Here is a 19,053-nt window from a genome sequence, read left to right on the forward strand (position 1 = left end):
CAATGACGACGACCGACTCCGGCAAGCGCGACGACGGCGAACTCGACGTCGTCGGCTCGCGGCTGTCCACCGCCCCGCAGGAGGACACCCTCAACGTGCCCCAGCTGGGGGTGATCGGCTGGGCCCGCTGGTTCTGGCGGCAGCTGACCTCCATGCGGGTCGCGCTGCTGCTGCTGTTCATGCTGTCGCTCGCGGCGATCCCCGGCTCCCTGGTCCCGCAGAGCGGACAGGACGAGACCCGGGTCGCCGACTTCATGGAGCGGCACGACACCCTGGGCCCGGTCTACGAGAAGCTCGGGCTGTTCCACGTCTACAGCTCGGTGTGGTTCTCCGCGATCTACATCCTGCTGTTCATCTCGCTCATCGGCTGCATCGTGCCCCGCACCTGGCAGTTCGTCGGCCAGCTCCGCGGCCGCCCGCCGGGCGCGCCGAAGCGGCTGACGCGCATGCCCGCGTACGCGACCTGGCGCACGGCGGCCACCCCGGAGCAGGTCCGCGAGGTCGCGCTGAAGGCGCTGAAGCGTCGCCGGTTCCGCGCCCATGTCGCGGGGGACGCGGTCGCCGCCGAGAAGGGCTACCTCCGGGAGGCCGGCAACCTGGCCTTCCACCTCGCGCTGATCGTGATGCTCATCGCCTTCGCCTGGGGCCAGCTCTACAGGTCCGAGGGCAACAAACTGATCGTGGAGGGCGACGGGTTCTCCAACGTCCTGCCCCAGTACGACGACTTCAAGTCCGGCAACCTGTTCACCGCCGACGACCTCGACCCGTTCAGCTTCGACCTCAAGAACTTCCGCGGCACCTACGAGGCCACCGGGCCGAACAAGGGCACCCCGCGGGTCTACGAGGCGAGCGTCGACTACGCCGTCGGCGCGGACGGCGCGGAGAAGGCCACCAGGATCGAGGTCAACAAGCCGCTGGAGATCGACGACTCCAAGGTCTACCTCGTCAGCCACGGCTACGCGCCCGTCATCACCATCAAGGACGGCCGGGGCAAGGTCGTCTTCGAGGACGCGGTGCCGCTGCTGCCGCTGGACTCCAACGTCACCTCCACCGGCGCCATCAAGGTGATGGACGGCTACCGGGACGCCAAGGGCAAGTGGGACCAGCTCGGTATCCAGGCGTTCTTCCTCCCGACGTACGGCGGCGCGGACTCGGCGGTGGTCTCGCAGTTCCCCGCGCTGCTGAATCCGCGGCTGAACCTGACGCCGTACCACGGTGATCTGCGGGTCAACGCGGGGCTGCCGCAGAGCGTGTACCAGCTCGACAAGTCGAAGCTGAAGGCGTTCCGGGACTCCAAGGGCGCGCAGGTGCGGGAGAACCTGGAGATCGGCGAGTCCATGACCCTGCCGAACGGGGCGGGCACCATCACGTTCAACGGGGTCAAGGAGTGGGCCGGCTTCCAGGTGACCCAGCAGCCCGGCAGCGGCTGGGCCCTGGCCGGCGCGATCACCGCGATCCTCGGTCTCGCCGGGTCGCTCTTCATCCAGCGCCGCCGGGTGTGGGTCCGCGCGGTCGCCGGCGCCGACGGGGTGACCGTGGTCGAGATGGCGGGCCTCGGCCGCAGCGAGTCGGCGAAGGTGCCGGAGGAGCTGGGCGACCTCGCCGCGCTGATCCACGACGAGGCTCCGACCGCGCCCGACAACCAACCCGACCCCGACTCCGAACCCTCAGTCGTCACTGCCGAAGGGCCTGAGAAGTGACTCTCGCCGCCGCGACCAACGAAAACCTCGCGAACCTCAGCAACACGCTGATCTACTCCGCGATGGCCGTGTACACGCTGGCCTTCTTCGCGTACATCGCCGAATGGCTCTTCGGCAGCCGCAGCAAGGTGGGCCGGACGGCCGCCGCGCTCACCGCCGGGTCCGACGCGGCGAAGAAGGCGGACGCGCCCGCGGTGACCGTGAAGTCGGCCGGCGGCACCTCCGTTCTGGAGCGGCCCAGGGTGGTCGTACGGGCAGCCGCCGGTGCGCGGGACGTCCCGGACGGGCCCGGCGCCCACGGCGGGGACGAGCAGGGCGACCTCTACGGCCGTATCGCCGTGTCCCTCACCGTGCTGGCCTGGGCCGTCGAGGCCGCCGGTGTGCTCGCGCGGGCGCTCTCGGTGCAGCGGGCGCCGTGGGGCAACATGTACGAGTTCAACATCACCTTCTCCACCGTGGCCGTCGGGGTGTACCTCGCGCTGCTCGCGCTGAAGAAGAACGCGCGCTGGCTGGGCCTGCCGCTGATCACCACGGTCCTCCTCGACCTCGGTCTCGCCGTCACCGTCCTGTACACCGCCAGCGACCAGTTGGTGCCCGCCCTCCACTCGTACTGGCTGTACATCCACGTCTCCACCGCGATCTTCTGCGGCGCCGTCTTCTACGTGGGCGCGGTCGGCACGATCCTGTACCTGTTCAAGGACTCCTACGAGAGCAAGCTGGCGAGCGGCGGCCGGCCGGGCCGGTTCGCGACCTCCGTCATGGAGCGGCTGCCCGCCTCGACGTCCCTCGACAAGTTCTCGTACCGCGTCAACGCCGCCGTCTTCCCGCTGTGGACGTTCACGATCATCGCGGGCGCCATCTGGGCGGGCGACGCGTGGGGCCGCTACTGGGGCTGGGACCCCAAGGAGACCTGGTCGTTCATCACCTGGGTCGCCTACGCCGGCTACCTGCACGCCCGCGCCACCGCCGGCTGGAAGGGCCGCAAGGCCGCGTACATCGCGCTCATCGCCTTCGCCTGCTGGCTGTTCAACTACTACGGCGTCAACATCTTCGTCAGCGGCAAGCACTCCTACGCCGACGTCGGCTGACCGCACGTACAGCCGCCGCACACCGAAGGCCGGTTCCCTTGTGACATGGGTCATGGGAACCGGCCTTCGGTGTACGGACAGGGGGAGGGCGTGCACTCGAGTCACTGCGGCAGTGACACCAGCAGTGCCCGCGAGGACGGCGCCCGCCCCGGTACCCAGTCGCTCGTCCGCGTCGCATGGCGCAGCGCCGGATGGTCCCGCCCCCGCAACCCGGCGTAGAACACCGCCCGGTCGGCTATCCCCGCCGCCCGGTCCCACAGCACCGACTCCATCAGCCGCAGCCCCGCCGTCTCCTGCACGTTGTCTATGAGGATCACCGGCCGCCCGCCCCCGGCGCCCGCGTCGCCCAGGTCCGCCAGCAACGCCCGTACCAGATGCCGCTCGGCATGGGCACGCGCGTCCCCGCCGGCCCTGAAGTGCCGGGACAGCAGGACCAGGCCCAGCTTCGGACTGCCCGCCGCGTACGGATAGTCCCGGTACCAGACCGCCCCCCTCCGCAGCCGCCGGTACGACGACGACATGCCCTCGCTGAACGCCTCCAGGGCCGCCTCGACGATCGCCTCCACCACCGGGCCCGACCCCGACATCGACACGGACGACACCAGCCGTGCGACCACCCTGCCGGTCCACCGGCCCGCCGGTCTCCCCAGCAGGCCGCCCGTGCCGCTCAGCAGGAGTGCCCGCTCGGCCTCCTCCCGGAGCCTCGGCACCTCCCGGTCGCTCCAGCCACCGGCCGCGACGGCGAGCAGTCCGCACGCCAGCCGGGGGAACGCGACGCGCCCCGCCCCGGCGACCGGTGCCGCGAGTTGCTCCGCGATCGTCGACAGTGCCTCGTAGGCGGGCGACCACGACTCCGCCGGGCGGCCCCGCGGCGGCCGCTCGAACCGTGTCTCCTCGCCGTCCATCAACGCGACGGGGGTCCGCCCCTCGTACGCGTCCCGCAACTCCCGCAGTGCCGTGCTCTTGCCCGCGCCCCGGGCGTCCGCCAGCACCACGAACGGCTCTTCCTTCGCGTGCGTCATAGCAGCTCTGGGTATCAACTGCTTTTCGGCTGGGGGCAGTTGTTTCGGACTAGGGCGAAGAGTGCTCGTTCGGGTCGCGAGAGTGTCGCAACGGCGTCCGTGAAGTGCCGCGGGGCGGAGCGGTTGATGACCGGGGAGGCGCGGTAGTGCGCGCCCGGTTCAGGGGCCGGTGCGGTGTGCCGTCACGCCAGGGCGTCGCGTACCGCGGTCAGGATGTCCTCCGTGTCGGCGCCGAGCGCCCGCGCGGCCGAGGTGAAGTCGCGGGCGAGCGTGGTGAGCTGGCCGGCGTCGTGGGCACGCGGCCCGGCGGGCAGGGCGGCGACGCGGGTGCCGGCGCCCCGGCGCGTGCGGATCAGCCCGTCGGCCTCCAGCTGGCGGTAGGCGCGGGCGACCGTGCCGGGTGCCAGGCCCAGATCGGCGGCGAGCTGGCGTACGGTCGGCAGCCGTTCGCCCTCGGCCAGCCGGCCGGTGCGGATCAGCGCGGCCAGCTGGGCGCGGATCTGCTCGTACGGCGGTACCTGGCTGGTGGTGTCGACGCGGACGGCGGGGTCGGTCATCGGCGGAGCGTCCCCTCGGCGGCGGGTTCGTCGGCGGCAGCCGCGTCGTCGAGGGCCGCCGCGTCGTGGTGTGCCGTGCTGTCGTCGAGCGGTTCCTCGTCCTCGACCGCCCGCGGTGCCACCACGGTGACCAGGGACCAGACGACGGTGAACAGGTTCAGCAGGGCCAGGGGGTAGAAGACCCAGAAGGTGAGCACGCCCACCGCCCCCGCGCAGCCCGTCTCCGTCAGCGCGACGGAGACCATGAGTACGGCGTACAGCTGCTGGCTCGACACCAGCAGGCCCCAGGCCCCGGTGACCGCCCACGCGCGGTCGCGGCGCTGCTGGTCCTCGCCCGGCCCGTGGGCGATGCGGCGCAGGGCCCAGACGCAGGTGGGGGTGGCTATGGCGAGCGCGCCGAACATCGGGAGGCTGTAGTACAGGCCGGGCCACGGGCCGAGGCTCGCGCGCATCCCGTTGCAGGTGATGTGGACGACCTTCCCCGTGCTGAGGACGCGGTCGGGGTCGACGGAGGCCGTGGCGGCCGTGACCACCAGCAGCACGACGAGGGAGACCCCCTGGAGGGCGATCAGCGGGCCCATCCGCGGCGGCACATGGTCTCTCACCAGGCGCGGGGCGAGACTCGCGGTCCTCACCGCCTCCTGGGGGCGCAGCGTCAGCGCGTCGGCGAGCAGGACGCCGGCCACCGCGCACAGGCCGAAGGCCGTGATGCAGAACACGACGCGCTGCTCGAACTCGACGCCCCCCAGGGTGGAGATCGCCTGCGCCACCACGATGCCGATGGCCAGCCCGGACCAGCGGGCGAAGTGGTCCGCGTGTTCGAGGAGCCGGTGCGGGAGCGGGGCGCTGTCGAGCATGTGGAGATCCCCCCGGATCGGTCTTGTACCAAGTCGTGGATACAAGATGGCCCGGACAGGTGTTTGTGTCAAATGCTTGATACAAGAGGGTGGTCAGTCCACGGTGATCGAGTCGAGCTTCTCCCTCAGGTAGACGTGCGAGTCGACCGGCGGGTAGGCGACCCGGCCGACCGGGGCGGGGAGCGACTCGACGACCGTCCCCGGTGTGCACTCGCCGAAGTACACCAGCGACATCAGCTCCTCCGCGGGCTCGTCGGCGGGGGGAGGCAGGACGCGATGGCGGCCGGAGCGCCAGCGGTCGCCCGTCCAACGGGCCATCAGGTCACCGATGTTGATGGTGAAGGCCGCCGGATCGTACGGCGCGTCCTCCCAGCCTCCCTCGTCCGTGTACACCTGGAGCCCGCCCCTGCCGGCCTGCCGGTCGAGGATCGTGACCGTGCCGAAGTCGGTGTGCGGGCCGATCCTGAACTGGCCGGGAGCGGGGTCCCCGAGGACGTCCCGGCCCGGGTACCAGTTGATGTTGAAGCCGTAGGTCGGATGGCTCATGTGCCGGGCGAAGAAGTCCCGTTCGAGGCCGAGCGCATCGCCCAGCAGAGTGAGCAGATGCCGCTCCAGCTCGCCCATCCGCGCCAGGTACTCCTCACAGAGCGGCCGCAGCTCCGGCACCTCCGCCGGCCAGACGTTCGGCTGGTACCACTCCGCGTTGACCACCGGGTCCTCGAACGGCTCGTGGGTCGCGAACGTCAGGGACTCCTTCAGGTCCGGCGGGGTCTCGGTCCCCTCCGCGTAGCCGTTCGCCTCGGCCCCCGGCCCCAGCCACCCCCTGCCGCCGACCTTCACCTCGTACGCCCTCTTGCGCTCCACCGGCAGCGTGAAGAAGGCCCGTGCCGCCTCACGGACGCGCGTCCGGAGCGCCGCGTCCACACCGTGCCCGGTCACCAGGAGGAAGCCGGCGGTCCGGAGCGCCGCGTCGACGGTCCGCGCGACACGGGCACGGGCCTCCGCGTCGCCGTCGAACCAGGGGGCCAGGTCGATGGTGGGGATGCGGTGGCCGCCCGTCCCCGGACCGCCCGCAGAACCGCTGACCGAGCTACTCACCGATGTCCTCGTTCCACAGACCCGGGTTCTTCTCGATGAAGTCGCGCATCAGTTCCACGCACTCCGCGTCGTCCAGCAGTACGACCTCCACGCCGTGCTCGGCCAGCCAGTCGTGACCGCCCCGGAAGGTCACCGCCTCGCCGATCACCACCCGCGAGATGCCGAACTGCCGCACGAGGCCGGAGCAGTACCAGCACGGCGACAGCGTCGTCACCATCGTCGTACCGCGGTACGACCGCTGCCGGCCCGCCGCGCGGAACGCCGCCGTCTCCGCGTGCATGGAGGGGTCGTCGTCCTGGACCCGCCGGTTGTGTCCCCGTCCGAGGACGGTCCCGTCCGGGCCGTAGAGCGCGGCACCGACGGGGATGCCGCCCTCGGCCAGGCCGGCCCGTGCCTCCGCCACGGCGGTCGCGAGCCACGCCCGCGCCCACGCCGGGTGTTCCGGGTGCGCCCGGTGGGTCCGGTCCCTCGCCGTCGTCTCCTCAGTCATGGCCTCACTCTTCCCGGGAAACGGCGGGCCCACGTATGTCGCGGGGGATCACGGCGGGAGCAGGGTGCCCAGCGGGCCGAGGTCGAGGTTGAGGTCGTCCAGGGTGAGGCCGTAGCGGTCGCAGAGTTCGGTCATGCGGTCGTGCAGGACCATCAGTGTCATCCCGAGGCGTTCCTCCTGTTCCTCGGTCAGACCGCCCTGGTCGACCCGATGGAGGGCCTGGCGCTCCATCAGCTGGCGCAGCAGTTCGACGATGGTGAGCACCAGCTTGACGAGGTCCCGCTCCACGGTGTCCGGATCGGTCCGCAGCCGGTGCGCGACCGCCCCGCCGCGGGAGAGCGGTGGCGGGGCGATCTCGTCCGGCCGCGCGGGAAGCAGCGAGAACGCGCGCCGCGCGGCGTCCGCCACCTCCCGGAGCCGGTCCATGGGCGGCCCCTCAGAGGGAATCGGCGCCATGACCTCTCCCTTCCGCGTACGCCGCGTCCGCGGGTGCCGTGGACGTCCCGCCCGGGAGGATCGGTGCCCACTGCTCCTCCATCTGCTCCTGGACGGAGACGATCACCGCGCGCAGCGAGATGCGCACCAGGTCGATGTCGGCCACGCTCAGCACGACATCGCCGGTCAGCACGACGCCGCCGCTCAGCAGCCGGTCGAGCAGATCGATCAGCGCGACCTGCCGTTGGCTGAGGGGGCGGTCGTACTCGTCGTCGTACCCGGCTGGCGGGTCGTACGCGCTCATCAGCGCCGGTCCTCGTCGCGCTCGTCGTCCTCCCGCGCGGCGGCCTTGCGCCGCTTGGGACGCGGCTCGTCCGAGCGGCCCCCTCGACCCGCCTCCCCGCGGTCATCCGCGCGGCGCTCCTTGCGGGGTGCGGCGCGGGCCCTGCGCTCCGGGTCGGGGGCGCGTCGCTGTTCGGACGAGCTGCTCGGGGCCAGCTCCGCCGGGGACTCCGCGAGGCGGCTCCGGAGTTCCCTGATCTCGTCCTGGAGGCGTTCGTTCTGCTCCTCCAGGGAGCGGCGGCCGTCGGAGCGGGACGCCCGCGACGAGAGGGCGGGGTCGTGCTCCCACCAGTCGATGCCGATCTCCTTGGCCTTGTCGACCGATGCCACCAGGAGACGCAGCTTGATCGTGAGCAGCTCGATGTCCAGCAGGTTCACCTTGATGTCGCCGACGATGACGATGCCCTTGTCGAGGACCCGTTCGAGGATGTCGGCGAGGTTCGCGCTGGACCCCTGGCCGCCGCCGTACGGGGAGAAGGCCCGCGACGGGGTCTGGGCGGGGGAGTCGGCGGGCCCGCTCACGGCTTGCTCGACCTCGCTTCCCCTTCCGGCTCCTCGCCCTCGTCCTCGTCCTCCTCTTCGTCGTCCGCGTACTCGTCGTCCGCCTCTTCGTCCCGCGCCTCCGTGTCCTCGTCCTCGTCCTCCTCGTACTCGCCTTCCTCGTCCTCGTCCTCCTCTTCGTCCTCGTCCCGGGCTTCGGTGTCCTCGTCCCGGTCCTCGTCCTCGGACTCCTCGTCGGGCACCTCGTCGTCCGCGCCGGTGTCCGTGTCCTCGGCCTCGGTGTCCTCGGTGTCCTCGGTTTCGTCGGTGCCCTCGGCCTCGGTGTCCTCGGCGGAGTCGTCCGGTTCGGTGACCTCGCCCTCGTGGATCTCACCGCGCCAGCCGCCGGTGGCCTCGCCGCGCATCATGACGAACGTGCGGAAGAGTTTGAGGTCGAGGCGGGCGCGACGGCCCTGGGCCCTGAACAGGCCGCCCGTCCTCTCGAACAGCCCCTTGGGGGAGTACTCGATGACGAGCAGGACCTTGGTGAGGTTCTCGCCGAGCGGGTGGAAGGTGACGACGCCCTTGGTCGTGGCCTTCTCGCCCTCGGAGGTCCAGACGATCCGCTGGTCGGGCACCTGTTCCGTGATGTTGCCGCGCCAGTGTCGCTTCGACTTGGCGACCTTGACATGCCACTGGGTCGTGGTGTCGTCCTGCTGCTCGACGGCGATCACGCCCTTGGCGAACCGGCTGAACTCCTGGAACTGCGTCCACTGGTTGTACGCCTCGCGCACCGGCACACCCACGTCGATGTCCTCGATCATGGTGTGTCCCCGGCCGGTGCCGCCCTCGGGGTCCTTCTTTTTCTTCTTGCCGACGGCGGCGTCCTTCGCCTTCCCGGCCATGTCCTTGGCCTTGCCGGTGGCGCCCTTCGCCTTGTCCATCAGCGCGCCCTTGGCGTGGGACGCGGTCGAGGCCAGGCCGCCGCCCACGTTCCCCTCGCCGATCCGGCGCGCCCCTTCGCCGATGCCGTGGCCGACGCCCTGGAGCATCACGGCCAGCCGGGCCTCGATGTACTCCTCCAGCTCCTCCTTCAGCCGTGCCGTGCCGGGGTTGTGCGGGGCGTCCTCACGTGCCTTGGTGAGGGTGCCGGCACCGCCTTTCGCTCCGTTGCCCTCAGCCATGGTCCTGCCTCCTCGACCTCGAGGTGCCACCGCTCTTGGCGCGGCCCGCGGAGGCGGTCTGCTTCTTGGGACGCGACGGGCTCCGGCGCTGTGACCCGCCCCGGCCCTTCTTCGCCTCGGGGCGGTTCTGCTCGCCCTTCTGCCGCTCGTCGCCGTGTTCGTCCCGCTGCTCGTCGTCCGCCTCGTCCTGCTGCTCGTCGTCCGCCTCGTCCTGCTGGTCGTCCGGCTCGTCCGCCTCGTCCTGCTGGTCGTCCGGCTCGTCCCCCTTGTCCTGCTGGTCGTCCGGCTCCTCCTTCTCGCCGTCCCCGTTCGCGTGGCTCCGCTCCCGGAGCCCCTCGGTGCGTTGGTGCAGCGCCCCGGCCAGGCTGTCCGCCTTCGCCGTCAGGACGGAGGTCGCCGCCGCCTTGCCCGCGCCCGTCAGCTCGGTGCGCACCTGCTGGGTGACGTTGCTGAGGAGCGGGGAGCCGAGCACCTTGCCGAGCTGCCCGGGCCCGGCCTTGGCACCGGCCAGCAACGCGCCCACGCCGAGGGCGAGCTTGGCCTTCTTCGACCGGCCGAGGAGGTAGCCCCCCAGGACGGCCGCACCGATCGTGGCGTTTTTCATGATCCTCTCTTCCCTTCCGCGCCCACGCGCGTCACGGCCCCGGTCCTGTGGCCTGCTGGGCCCGGTAGGCGCTGATCTCCTGCAACCGGTGCAGCAACTCGTCCTCGCGCCGCGTGGCCTCCTCCTCGTCGATGCGTCCCTCCGTCCGCGCCCGTTCCAGGTTCACCAGCTCCTCCTGGATCGGGGCGGGGTCGTAGTACACCTCCTCGGCGTGCTGCCGCACCTTGTCCAGCACCCAGCCGATACTGCGCACGGGGGCGAGCGGCAGCGTCAGGATGGTCCCGACCAGTCCCACCTCCATCGCCTCCTCACGACGGTCGGACGAAGCCGTCGACGGTCATACGGAAGCCGTCGGCGGTCAGACGAAGCTGTACGGCGGCAGAGGGCCGCGCAGCCGGAGTTCGACGCCCTCGCCCAGACGCTCGGCCAGTTCACCGCCGGCGCGGGTGAACTCCTCGAACCGTGCGTTCTCCACCAGGAAGGAAGCGTTCACGAAGTACTGCTGGGACGGCGGGCCGACCTGCTCGGAGACGACGAGAGGACGCAGCGCGGTCAGGACCTCCTCGGCCAGCGCGGCGTTCCGGGCCTCCACCTCCCGGGCCACCAGCTCGCCGAGGGCCAGGCGGTCCTCGTACGCCCCGCCGCCTTCGCGGATCGTCTTGTTCAGCGCCCGGACCTGCTCGGACTCGGTCAGGATCGCGCGCAACAGGGCCTCCTCGTCCGTGAGGCCCTTCACGTTGAACTCCGCTGTTCCCGCGAGCTCGTCGAGCCGCTGGGAGAAGGGGCCGGCCCGCTCGTCCAGCAGGGCGCGCACCGAATCCTCGTCCGGGGCGATGAACCCGAAGCTCACCGGCAGGATGGTGCCGTCGGCCCAGAGGTTCTCCTGGACGCCCAGGTGGGCGTCCAGGTCCCGGCGGGCGACCGACAGGTCGTCCGGGGCCTCGCTGACGACGGCGCTCAGGGCGCCGTTGCTGACCGCGTGCAGGTCGCCCGGTTCCTCCCCGACGCCCTTGACGTCAGCGAGGTCCAGCGGATGCTCGGCCTTGGTGATCGCGTAGACGTACACGGACATCGGCTCGCCTCACTCGTCGTCGTCCCTGGAGGAGCGGCGGCTCGAACCGCGCTCGGAACGCACCCGCTGCTTCTCGCGCCCGGACTCGCGGTCGTCGTCACGCCCCTTCTGGAAGGACTCGGTGACCGCCTGGACAGCGCCCGTCAGCGCCCCTTTGCTCTTGCCGCGGGCGCCCGCCTCGGTGGTGTCGCCGACGATGTCCGTCAGCTGGGCGGGGGCCTTGCGTCCCGATTCCAGGTCCAGCCGGTTGCAAGCCTCCGCGAACCGCAGATAGGTGTCGACACTGGCCACGACCACGCGGGCGTCGATCTTGAGTATCTCGATGCCGACCAGGGAGACCCGGGCGAACACGTCGATGACCAGGCCCTTGTCCAGGACCAGTTCCAGCACGTCGTACAGGTTTCCCGAGCCGCCGCCCCCGCCGCCGCCTCCTGGCGCGGCAACGGCCCCGCCCCCGCCCTGTGGTACCACAGTCACGATGTCGTCCCTTCCGGGCATGGAAGTGCCTGGGGTCGCCTCAGCGGCCGCCTCGGTCGATCTGTGCGCGCGTGTACCGGCGTCCGCGCTCGTACGCCAGCAGCTTGCCCGCGGGGTCCAGGACCACCTGGTAGCTGGCCATCACGCTGCTTGTCTGCGGGATGCGCTCCACTTCCTCGACCTCGACCTCGGCCACCCAGCCCTCTTCGGTCGGTTTCAGCGCGGAAACGGATTCGGGAGTGCGGCCCAGCACCTCGGCGAGCTGCTGGATCGCGTTCCGCATGGCCTCGGGCGCGGAGAGCCGTTCCTCGGGGGGCTCCTGCCGCGACGAGGGACGGCGCTTCCCCGACTCATGGCCGTTCGTGGGGCTCACCTTCTCTCTTTCTCGCTTGTCTCGCCGAGTGCCCGGAAACGCCCATATGACACTTTGATGCCTATATATCCGAAATAATCCGTCACGGTGTTCGCCCTCACAGGCGGCGCCGGGCGTCCGGCGCCGCCCGTCGATACGCCCTCGGCGGCGCGTGAAAGACCCGCTTCGGCTCCCGGTGCCAGGCGGAGGCGGGCGTGCCGGGGCGGGCCTCGATCGGCTTGACCAGGACGTAGTGCCGCAACAGGCACTAGCTCGCCAGGTCCAGGTCGTGGCGGGGGTCGTTCGGGCGGTGCGGAGAGTCCGCGGAGACGAAGATGAAGGCGTGGGCGGCGTACAGGCCGAGCGCCTCGAAACCACGGGGCGCAGCCCCGGCCGCTTTTCGGGTGCTTCTCAGGGCGCGGGGAACGGCGCGAGAAACCACACCCCCCGCACCCGCCGACGAGAGACGCACCCCCGAGCTATGAGGCGCCCCGGCTCCTACACGGCGCCCCGGCTCCTTCACGGCGCCCCGGCTCCTACAAGGCGCCCCGGCTCCTACAAGGCGCCGCGGCTCACTCCTCGCCGTCCTTCTCCCGCTTCTCCCGCTCCTGCCGCTTCAGCTCCTCCTCGCGGCGGCGCAGATCGGCCTCCCAGCTCTTCAGCAGGGACTCGTCCTTCTTGTTCTCCTCGGAGAGGGACTTCAGGAACTCGGGGTTGTCGTCCGGGGCGATGTACTCCGTGCGGCGGCTGCGGTGCCACTCGGAGGGCGTGCGGCCGTTCGCGGGAGCGTGACGCAGCTTGCCCGCGGCGAGCCAGGCGATCGGGCCGACGATCCAGAAGAGCAGGATGATGAACACCCAGGCGATCTTGGGCAGGTGCTTCGCCTCGTCCTCGGGGGTGTTGAGGCAGTCGATGAACGCGTAGATCGTCAGCGCCAACGGCACGAGATACATCAACACCCTGAGCATGTAACGCCCCCTGGAACGCGGTGGTGGGCCCGTCCGCCGGACCCGGTACTGACGGGCGGGCCGTGCGGCGCCGGCCCTCCGCGACGAAAGCCGTGAGCTTACGCCGGGCCCCGTGACGGGGTCAGGGTAGCCCCTCGGGGATACTTGACCCCATGGCTTACGACGATCTTCGCTCCCTGCTCCGCGCTCTGGAGCGCGAGGGCGATCTCAAGCGGATCAAGGCCGAGGTCGACCCGTATCTGGAGGTCGGGGAGATCGTCGACCGGGTCAACAAGGCCGGCGGTCCCGCCCTGCTCTTCGAGAACGTCCGCGGGTCGAGCATGCCGCTCGCCATGAACGTCTTCGGAACCGACCGCCGCCTGCTGAAGGCCCTCGGCCTGAAGTCGTACGGCGAGATCAGCGACAAGATCGGCGGTCTGCTCAAGCCGGAGCTGCCGCAGGGGTTCGTGGGCGTGCGCGAGGCCTTCGGGAAGCTCGGCGCGATGACCCACGTACCGCCGAAGAAGGTGAAGGGTGACAGCGCCCCCGTCCAGGAGGTCGTCCTCCAGGGCGACGACGTGGACCTGGACCAACTGCCCGCGCTGTTCACCTGGCCCAAGGACGGCGGCTCCTTCTTCAACCTCGGTCTCACGCACACCAAGCACCCGGAGACCGGCGTGCGCAACCTCGGCCTGTACCGCCTCCAGCGCCACGACAAGCGCACCATCGGCATGCACTGGCAGATCCACAAGGACAGCCGCAACCACTACCAGGTGGCCGCCAAGCGCGGTGAGCGGCTGCCGGTCGCGATCGCGTTCGGCTGCCCGCCCGCCGTGACGTACGCCTCCACGGCGCCGCTGCCCGGTGACATCGACGAGTACCTGTTCGCCGGGTTCGTCGCGGGCAGGCGGATCGAGATGGTCGACTGCAAGACGGTGCCGCTGCAGGTGCCGGCGAACGCCGAGGTCGTCATCGAGGGCTGGCTGGAGCCCGGCGAGATGCTCCCCGAGGGCCCCTTCGGCGACCACACCGGTTTCTACACTCCGCAGGAGCCCTTCCCCGCGCTGAAGATCGACTGCGTGACCATGCGGAGGCGCCCGCTGCTCCAGTCGATCGTCGTCGGCCGCCCCCCGACGGAGGACGGCCCCCTCGGCCGGGCGACGGAACGCTTCTTCCTGCCCCTGCTGAAGATCATCGTCCCGGACATCGTGGACTACCACCTCCCCGAGGCGGGCGGCTTCCACAACTGCGCGATCGTCTCGATCGAGAAGAAGTACCCGAAGCACGCGCAGAAGGTCATGCACGCGATCTGGGGCGCCCACATGATGTCCCTGACGAAGCTGATCGTGGTCGTGGACTCCGACTGCGACGTCCACGACCTCCACGAGGTCGCCTGGCGGGCCCTCGGCAACACGGACTACGCCCGCGACCTCACGGTGGTCGAGGGCCCGGTGGACCACCTCGACCATGCCTCCTACCAGCAGTTCTGGGGCGGGAAGGCGGGCATCGACGCGACCAGGAAGTGGATCGAGGAGGGCTACACCCGGGACGGGGGCTGGCCCGACATGGTCGAGTCGGACCCGGCCACGGCGGCGCTCGTCGACCGCCGCTGGAAGGAGTACGGCCTGTGAGCAGCGCCTCCGCCGCGATCCCCCGGCCGGGCCGCACCAAGGCGTTCCTGCGGCTGGTGATGATCGAGCACTCGGTCTTCGCGCTCCCCTTCGCGTACATCGCCGCGCTCACGGCCATGTTCCAACTGGACGGCAACGTCCACTGGGTACGGCTGCTGCTGGTCACCGTCTGCATGGTCGGGCTGCGCACCTTCGCGATGGCGGTCAACCGGATCATCGACCGCGAGATCGACGCGCGGAACCCGCGCACGGCGCACCGTGAGCTGGTGACCGGCGCGATGTCGGTGAAGCACGCCTGGACCGGCGCCCTGATCGCCCTGGTGGTCTTCCTGGGCGCGGCGGCGCTGCTGAACCCGCTCTGCCTGGCGCTGGCCCCCGTCGCCGTGATCCCGATGGTGGTCTACCCGTACGGCAAACGCTTCACGAACTACCCGCAGGCCATCCTCGGCCTCGCCCAGGCCATGGGACCGGTCGGCGGCTGGCTCGCGGTCACCGGCGAGTGGTCCTGGGACGCGGTGGTCCTCGGCCTGGCGGTCGGCATCTGGATCGGCGGCTTCGACCTCATCTACGCCTGCCAGGACGTCGACTCAGACCGTGAGACCGGCGTCCTGTCGGTCCCGGCCCGCTTCGGCATCCCGGCGGCGGTCTGGGCGGCGCGGGTCTGCCACGTCCTGACGACGGCCCTGTTCGCCTGGTACGCGGTGCTCACGGACGCGGGCGCCTTCCTGTGGCTGGGCCTGGCGATCGTGGCGGGCGCCTTCGTCTACGAGCACACCATCGTGCGCCCGCATGACCTGTCCCGCCTGAACCGGGCGTTCTTCAGCGTCAACGGCTTCATCGGCATTGCCCTGTTCGTGTGCGCGCTGCTGGATCTTCTGGTTCGGGGTCTGACCCTCTGAATACGGTGCGGCCTACCATCGAGTGCAGAAACTCCAGGGAGGCCAGCGTGACCGTCTCGGGCATTGACCGCCTGCACTCGCAGCTCAGCCGGTTCGAGGACATGTTCCCCGGCTATCGCATGGAGATTGTCGAGGGCAGCATCATGATGAGTCCGGTCAAGCCCCACCACGCGGAGACCATCCGACTGGTGTGGAACACCCTGCGGGAGCAGGTGGCCGAGGAATGGGGCTTCACCAGCGATGTTGCCTTCCCCTTCGACGATGAGAACGAGTTCTGCCCTGACCTGGCCGTCATTCCCGCGGCGGAGGTCGAAAAGAACCAGGGGGCGTACTCACCCGACCTCGTCGAAATCGTCGTCGAGGTCGTGTCCCAGGGCAGCATCCGCCGCGACTACGAGCTCAAGCCGCGTTGGTACGCCTCTCGCGGCATCGCCAACTACCTGATCCTCGACCCGCTCAAGGGCCACTGCGTCACGATGTGGAACCCCGGCCCCGACGGTTACCGGGGTCGCGACACGATCTCCTACGGCCCCGACGTCACCGTCGACTCGCCGCTGGGCAAACTCACGATCGCCACCGGCCGCCTCCCCGTCGACCCGAAGGCGCGCCCTACGCGGTGAGCACCGCGCGGTGTGGGCGGCGCCGGAACAGGAACGCCGACACCACCCCCGCCACCAGCCCGATCAGGTGGCCCTGCCAGCTGACGCCCGCCGCGGTCGGTGCGATGCCCGCGAGGATCGAGCCGCCCCAGATCGCGGCGATGACGATGCCCACCGCGACCCCCGCCAGCCGCCGCTCGACGAACCCGCTGACGACCAGGAACCCGAAGAGCCCGAAGACGACACCCGAGGCGCCCGCCGTGTTGGTGTTGTCCGGGGATATCAGCCACACGCCCAGGCCGTCGGCCACGATGACCAGCGCGCAGACCGCGGCGAAGCGGCGCAGCCCGCCCAGTGCCGCGAGGAACCCGAGCACCAGCAGCGGCACGCTGTTCGCCGCGACATGGCCGAAGCCGAAGTGGATGAACGACGCGGGCACGACGTCGACCAGCTCGGGCACCGAACGCGGCATGATGCCGAAGTCGTCCAGCGCGTGCCCGCTCGCCACGTCGATCACTTCGAGGATCCACAGCAGGGCCACCCAGCCCGCCATCAGCTTGGCGGCGGCCTTCGCACGGTCCCCGCGCGACCACTCCCGATCAGGGCTCAGCGCCCCGCGCACTCCATCTGCCATGTCAACCCCCGACTCAACTCGTCCCCTCAGTGAAACGGCCGTGCCCCCTTGACCGGTTCCCGCTCCACGGCGCCGGATAGGCTCGGTGTCGTGAACCAAGTCAAGCCAGGAGAGACGGCGCGTACGCCTTGGATCGTAGGGGTCTCCGGTGCATCCGGCACCCCATACGCCGCCGCCGTGCTGCGCGCGCTCCTCGCCGCCGGCGAGAGCGTCGACCTCGTGGTGTCCCGGGCCTCGCGGCTGACCCTGCTGGACGAGACGGGCATCGCGTTCCGGGACGCGCACTGGCGTGACGACCTGCGGGAATGGCTGTCGCGCGGCGCCGACGGCAAGCCCGGCACGTTCCCGGTGCACGTCGACGGCGACCGGGTACGGCACTGGAGCGCCGGCGACCTGGCCGCCGGGCCGTCCTCGGGCTCGTACCCCGTCAAGGGCATGCTGATCGTCCCCGCGTCGACGGCGTGCGTCGCGGGTGTGGCGCTGGGGCTCAGCAAGGACCTGCTGCAACGGGCGGCGAGCGTCACCCTGAAGGAACGCCGCCGACTCGTCGTCGCCGTACGGGAGACGCCGTTGAACGGGCAGACCCTGCGGCATCTGGTGGCCCTGGACGACGCGGGCGCCACCGTACTGCCCGCCTCCCCGGCCTTCTACGCGGGAGCCACGCACATCCAGGACCTGGTGGACTTCGTGGCCGGCCGGGTGCTGGACGCGGCGGGCGTCCCGCACACCCTGTACCGGCGCTGGGAGGGCGAGATCGGCCGGGCCCGCCCCTCGGAGAAGAGCGACACCGGCGATACGAGCACCACGGCCCCCGGGGCCACCTGAGCGGCACCCGCTCACCCGCGCGCACGGCGCACCACTCTCATCTACCAAGCAACTCTTCAGCGGAAGGCAACCGATCGCATGGACGCGGTGGACAGGCAGCTCATCCAGGCCCTGAGGGAGAACGGCCGGGCCTCCTACGCGGAGCTGGGGCGCCTCGTCGGCCTGTCGGGACCCAGTGTCACCGACCGCATCAACCGGCTGGAGGCCGCCGGAGTCATCACCGGGTACCGGGCCACCGTCGACGCGGCCTCCCTCGGCCTCGGCGTGATCGCGCTCATCGGGATCTCGCTCTCCGACGCCGCCGACCACGAGGACGTGGCGGACCGGCTCCGCGACCTCGACGAGATCGAGGACTGCTGGTTCATCGCGGGTGACGACTCCTTCATGCTCAAGGTGCGCGCCACCGACGTCGACGGCCTGGAGAAGACGATCCGCCGGCTGTCCGGCACGAAGGGCGTCTCCCGGACCCGTACGACGATCGTGCTCTCCACGAAGTGGGAGAACAGGGTGGGTGAGCTGCCCGAGGAGCAGTAGGACCGGGGGAGTACGGTGGCCTGAGTTGTCGTTGAGGGAAGGCGGAGGCATGGACGTCGGGCTCAAGCGCGAGCTGGAGGAGAAGGTCCGCTCCGGTGAGCGGCTGACCCGTGAGGACGGCATCGCGCTGTACGAGTCGGACGACCTGGCATGGCTGGGCGGGCTGGCGCACGAGGTGCGGACGCGGAAGAACGGCGACGTCGTCCACTTCAACGTCAACCGTCACCTCAACATGACCAATGTGTGCACGGCCTCCTGCGCGTACTGCTCCTTCCAGCGCAAGCCGGGGGAGAAGGACGCGTACACGATGCGCATCGAGGAGGCCGTCAAGCTCGCCAAGGCCATGGAGAGCGAGAACCTCACCGAGCTGCACATCGTCAACGGCCTGCACCCGAACCTGCCGTGGCGCTACTACCCGCGCTCGCTGCGGGAGCTGAAGGCGGCCCTCCCGAACGTCTCGCTGAAGGCGTTCACGGCCACGGAGATCCACCACTTCGAGACGATCAGCGGGCTGTCGGCGTCGGAGATCCTCGACGAGCTGATCGACGCGGGTCTGGAGTCCCTGACGGGCGGCGGCGCGGAGATCTTCGACTGGGAGGTCCGGCAGCACATCGTCGACCACCGCACCCACTGGGAGGACTGGTCGCGGATCCACCGCCTGGCGCACGAGAAGGGTCTGAAGACCCCGTGCACCATGCTCTACGGCCACATCGAGGAGCCGCGGCACCGCGTCGACCACGTGCTGCGGCTGCGGGAGCTGCAGGACGAGACCGGCGGCTTCCAGGTCTTCATCCCCCTGCGCTACCAGCACGACTTCGTCGACATGCAGGACGGCAAGGTACGCAACCGGCTCCAGGCGCGTACGCAGATGGCGACGGGCGCGGAGGCGCTGAAGACCTTCGCGGTCTCGCGACTGCTGTTCGACAACGTCCCGCACGTGAAGGTCTTCTGGGTGATGCACGGCGTCCAGACCGCGCAGCTCGCGCTGCAGCACGGGGCCGACGACATGGACGGCTCGGTCGTCGAGTACAAGATCACCCACGACGCGGACAACTACGGCACGCCGAACAAGCTGACCCGCGAGGATCTGCTGGACCTCATCCGGGACGCCGGATTCCGTCCGGTGGAGCGGAACACCCGGTACGAGATCATCCGGGAGTACGAGGGGGCGGATCCGCTGCGGCGGGAGTCGCCGCAGCCGATGCGGGTCTGAACGGCCGGGCGCC

General features: G+C 70.5%; 24 protein-coding genes. 8 read left to right on the plus strand and 16 right to left on the minus strand.

Annotated elements, in window-relative coordinates; all coding sequences use genetic code 11:
* Window positions 1–2: 2 nt before the first annotated feature.
* Window positions 3–1,700, plus strand: a complete 1,698-nt coding sequence (gene resB, locus AC067N_RS24870; RefSeq protein ID WP_478681093.1) for a cytochrome c biogenesis protein ResB — start codon at window positions 3–5, stop codon at window positions 1,698–1,700.
* Window positions 1,697–2,788, plus strand: a complete 1,092-nt coding sequence (gene ccsB, locus AC067N_RS24875; RefSeq protein ID WP_478681094.1) for a c-type cytochrome biogenesis protein CcsB — start codon at window positions 1,697–1,699, stop codon at window positions 2,786–2,788. Before resB ends, ccsB begins: the two co-directional genes overlap by 4 nt.
* 101 nt (window positions 2,789–2,889) lie before the next feature.
* Here the strand turns inward: ccsB and AC067N_RS24880 are convergent, their stop codons facing one another.
* From AC067N_RS24880 to AC067N_RS24950, 15 genes are all read right to left on the minus strand, one after another.
* Entirely contained in the window at window positions 2,890–3,810 is a 921-nt protein-coding gene (locus AC067N_RS24880; RefSeq protein ID WP_478681095.1) for a hypothetical protein, read from the minus strand.
* Window positions 3,811–3,992: 182 nt separating this feature from the next.
* Window positions 3,993–4,367, minus strand: coding sequence for a GntR family transcriptional regulator (locus AC067N_RS24885; protein WP_478681096.1), 375 nt, complete (start codon window positions 4,365–4,367; stop codon window positions 3,993–3,995).
* Entirely contained in the window at window positions 4,364–5,224 is an 861-nt protein-coding gene (locus AC067N_RS24890) for a hypothetical protein (protein WP_478681097.1), read from the minus strand. Before AC067N_RS24890 ends, AC067N_RS24885 begins: the two co-directional genes overlap by 4 nt.
* A 93-nt stretch (window positions 5,225–5,317) precedes the next feature.
* The gene (locus tag AC067N_RS24895) at window positions 5,318–6,322 is read right to left on the minus strand and encodes an isopenicillin N synthase family dioxygenase (protein WP_478681098.1); all 1,005 of its coding nucleotides are present in this window, start codon (window positions 6,320–6,322) and stop codon (window positions 5,318–5,320) included.
* Window positions 6,315–6,812: a nucleoside deaminase gene (locus AC067N_RS24900; RefSeq protein WP_478681099.1), complete on the minus strand. Its 498-nt coding sequence runs from the start codon at window positions 6,810–6,812 to the stop codon at window positions 6,315–6,317. The genes AC067N_RS24895 and AC067N_RS24900 overlap by 8 nt, the downstream gene beginning before the upstream one ends.
* Before the next feature lie 48 nt (window positions 6,813–6,860).
* Complete coding sequence (locus AC067N_RS24905) at window positions 6,861–7,238, minus strand: gas vesicle protein K (protein WP_478681100.1); 378 nt, start codon at window positions 7,236–7,238, stop codon at window positions 6,861–6,863.
* Between the two features lie 10 nt (window positions 7,239–7,248).
* Window positions 7,249–7,551: a gas vesicle protein gene (locus AC067N_RS24910; protein WP_478681101.1), complete on the minus strand. Its 303-nt coding sequence runs from the start codon at window positions 7,549–7,551 to the stop codon at window positions 7,249–7,251.
* Window positions 7,551–8,111 (minus strand): gas vesicle protein GvpJ, encoded by a 561-nt coding sequence (gene gvpJ, locus AC067N_RS24915; RefSeq protein ID WP_478681102.1) that lies wholly within the window; start codon window positions 8,109–8,111, stop codon window positions 7,551–7,553. Before gvpJ ends, AC067N_RS24910 begins: the two co-directional genes overlap by 1 nt.
* Window positions 8,108–9,253, minus strand: a complete 1,146-nt coding sequence (locus tag AC067N_RS24920; RefSeq protein WP_478681103.1) for an SRPBCC family protein — start codon at window positions 9,251–9,253, stop codon at window positions 8,108–8,110. The genes gvpJ and AC067N_RS24920 overlap by 4 nt, the downstream gene beginning before the upstream one ends.
* The gene (locus tag AC067N_RS24925; RefSeq protein ID WP_478681104.1) at window positions 9,246–9,857 is read right to left on the minus strand and encodes an ABC transporter substrate-binding protein; all 612 of its coding nucleotides are present in this window, start codon (window positions 9,855–9,857) and stop codon (window positions 9,246–9,248) included. Before AC067N_RS24925 ends, AC067N_RS24920 begins: the two co-directional genes overlap by 8 nt.
* A 31-nt stretch (window positions 9,858–9,888) precedes the next feature.
* A complete protein-coding gene (locus AC067N_RS24930; RefSeq protein ID WP_478681105.1) occupies window positions 9,889–10,152 on the minus strand; it encodes a gas vesicle protein GvpG in 264 nt (87 codons plus the stop codon).
* Window positions 10,153–10,215: 63 nt separating this feature from the next.
* Window positions 10,216–10,929, minus strand: a complete 714-nt coding sequence (locus AC067N_RS24935) for a GvpL/GvpF family gas vesicle protein (protein ID WP_478681106.1) — start codon at window positions 10,927–10,929, stop codon at window positions 10,216–10,218.
* A gap of 9 nt (window positions 10,930–10,938) precedes the next feature.
* On the minus strand, window positions 10,939–11,400 hold the full coding sequence (locus tag AC067N_RS24940; protein ID WP_478681224.1) for a gas vesicle structural protein GvpA: 462 nt from the start codon (window positions 11,398–11,400) through the stop codon (window positions 10,939–10,941).
* A 46-nt stretch (window positions 11,401–11,446) separates the two neighbouring features.
* Complete coding sequence (locus AC067N_RS24945) at window positions 11,447–11,779, minus strand: gas vesicle protein GvpO (RefSeq protein ID WP_478681107.1); 333 nt, start codon at window positions 11,777–11,779, stop codon at window positions 11,447–11,449.
* Window positions 11,780–12,330: 551 nt separating this feature from the next.
* The gene (locus AC067N_RS24950) at window positions 12,331–12,726 is read right to left on the minus strand and encodes a PLD nuclease N-terminal domain-containing protein (protein ID WP_478681108.1); all 396 of its coding nucleotides are present in this window, start codon (window positions 12,724–12,726) and stop codon (window positions 12,331–12,333) included.
* Between the two features lie 152 nt (window positions 12,727–12,878).
* Here AC067N_RS24950 and AC067N_RS24955 point away from each other — a divergent pair, with 152 nt between their 5' ends.
* Genes AC067N_RS24955 through AC067N_RS24965 form a run of 3 tightly spaced genes read left to right on the plus strand, consistent with a single transcriptional unit; the run spans window position 12,879 to window position 15,855 of the window.
* Entirely contained in the window at window positions 12,879–14,336 is a 1,458-nt protein-coding gene (locus AC067N_RS24955) for a menaquinone biosynthesis decarboxylase (RefSeq protein ID WP_478681109.1), read from the plus strand.
* Window positions 14,333–15,235 (plus strand): menaquinone biosynthesis prenyltransferase MqnP, encoded by a 903-nt coding sequence (gene mqnP / locus AC067N_RS24960; protein WP_478681110.1) that lies wholly within the window; start codon window positions 14,333–14,335, stop codon window positions 15,233–15,235. Before AC067N_RS24955 ends, mqnP begins: the two co-directional genes overlap by 4 nt.
* Before the next feature lie 47 nt (window positions 15,236–15,282).
* Complete coding sequence (locus tag AC067N_RS24965; RefSeq protein ID WP_107467290.1) at window positions 15,283–15,855, plus strand: Uma2 family endonuclease; 573 nt, start codon at window positions 15,283–15,285, stop codon at window positions 15,853–15,855.
* Here the strand turns inward: AC067N_RS24965 and AC067N_RS24970 are convergent.
* Window positions 15,845–16,468 carry a rhomboid family intramembrane serine protease gene (locus AC067N_RS24970; protein WP_478681111.1) on the minus strand — a complete coding sequence of 208 codons (624 nt, stop codon included), beginning with the start codon at window positions 16,466–16,468 and terminating at the stop codon, window positions 15,845–15,847. The genes AC067N_RS24965 and AC067N_RS24970 overlap by 11 nt on opposite strands.
* 90 nt (window positions 16,469–16,558) lie before the next feature.
* Here AC067N_RS24970 and AC067N_RS24975 point away from each other — a divergent pair, with 90 nt between their 5' ends.
* From AC067N_RS24975 to mqnE, 3 genes are all read left to right on the plus strand, one after another.
* Complete coding sequence (locus tag AC067N_RS24975) at window positions 16,559–17,293, plus strand: UbiX family flavin prenyltransferase (protein ID WP_478681112.1); 735 nt, start codon at window positions 16,559–16,561, stop codon at window positions 17,291–17,293.
* A 78-nt stretch (window positions 17,294–17,371) separates the two neighbouring features.
* Complete coding sequence (locus tag AC067N_RS24980) at window positions 17,372–17,827, plus strand: Lrp/AsnC family transcriptional regulator (RefSeq protein ID WP_478681113.1); 456 nt, start codon at window positions 17,372–17,374, stop codon at window positions 17,825–17,827.
* 49 nt (window positions 17,828–17,876) lie between these two features.
* Window positions 17,877–19,040: an aminofutalosine synthase MqnE gene (gene mqnE, locus AC067N_RS24985; RefSeq protein WP_478681114.1), complete on the plus strand. Its 1,164-nt coding sequence runs from the start codon at window positions 17,877–17,879 to the stop codon at window positions 19,038–19,040.
* Window positions 19,041–19,053: the final 13 nt, after the last annotated feature.

This window comes from Streptomyces sp. NPDC042364 (assembly GCF_056437585.1).

Bases quoted from the DNA above. Each gene is read 5' to 3' on its own strand.
- resB (WP_478681093.1), top strand. From the start codon at position 3: ATGACGACGACCGACTCCGGCAAGCGCGACGACGGCGAACTCGACGTC.
- AC067N_RS24880 (WP_478681095.1), bottom strand. From the start codon at position 3,810: ATGACGCACGCGAAGGAAGAGCCGTTCGTGGTGCTGGCGGACGCCCGG.
- AC067N_RS24885 (WP_478681096.1), bottom strand. From the start codon at position 4,367: ATGACCGACCCCGCCGTCCGCGTCGACACCACCAGCCAGGTACCGCCG.
- AC067N_RS24890 (WP_478681097.1), bottom strand. From the start codon at position 5,224: ATGCTCGACAGCGCCCCGCTCCCGCACCGGCTCCTCGAACACGCGGAC.
- AC067N_RS24900 (WP_478681099.1), bottom strand. From the start codon at position 6,812: ATGACTGAGGAGACGACGGCGAGGGACCGGACCCACCGGGCGCACCCG.
- AC067N_RS24905 (WP_478681100.1), bottom strand. From the start codon at position 7,238: ATGGACCGGCTCCGGGAGGTGGCGGACGCCGCGCGGCGCGCGTTCTCG.
- AC067N_RS24910 (WP_478681101.1), bottom strand. From the start codon at position 7,551: ATGAGCGCGTACGACCCGCCAGCCGGGTACGACGACGAGTACGACCGC.
- AC067N_RS24920 (WP_478681103.1), bottom strand. From the start codon at position 9,253: ATGGCTGAGGGCAACGGAGCGAAAGGCGGTGCCGGCACCCTCACCAAG.
- AC067N_RS24925 (WP_478681104.1), bottom strand. From the start codon at position 9,857: ATGAAAAACGCCACGATCGGTGCGGCCGTCCTGGGGGGCTACCTCCTC.
- AC067N_RS24935 (WP_478681106.1), bottom strand. From the start codon at position 10,929: ATGTCCGTGTACGTCTACGCGATCACCAAGGCCGAGCATCCGCTGGAC.
- AC067N_RS24950 (WP_478681108.1), bottom strand. From the start codon at position 12,726: ATGCTCAGGGTGTTGATGTATCTCGTGCCGTTGGCGCTGACGATCTAC.
- AC067N_RS24955 (WP_478681109.1), top strand. From the start codon at position 12,879: ATGGCTTACGACGATCTTCGCTCCCTGCTCCGCGCTCTGGAGCGCGAG.
- AC067N_RS24970 (WP_478681111.1), bottom strand. From the start codon at position 16,468: ATGGCAGATGGAGTGCGCGGGGCGCTGAGCCCTGATCGGGAGTGGTCG.
- AC067N_RS24980 (WP_478681113.1), top strand. From the start codon at position 17,372: ATGGACGCGGTGGACAGGCAGCTCATCCAGGCCCTGAGGGAGAACGGC.
- mqnE (WP_478681114.1), top strand. From the start codon at position 17,877: ATGGACGTCGGGCTCAAGCGCGAGCTGGAGGAGAAGGTCCGCTCCGGT.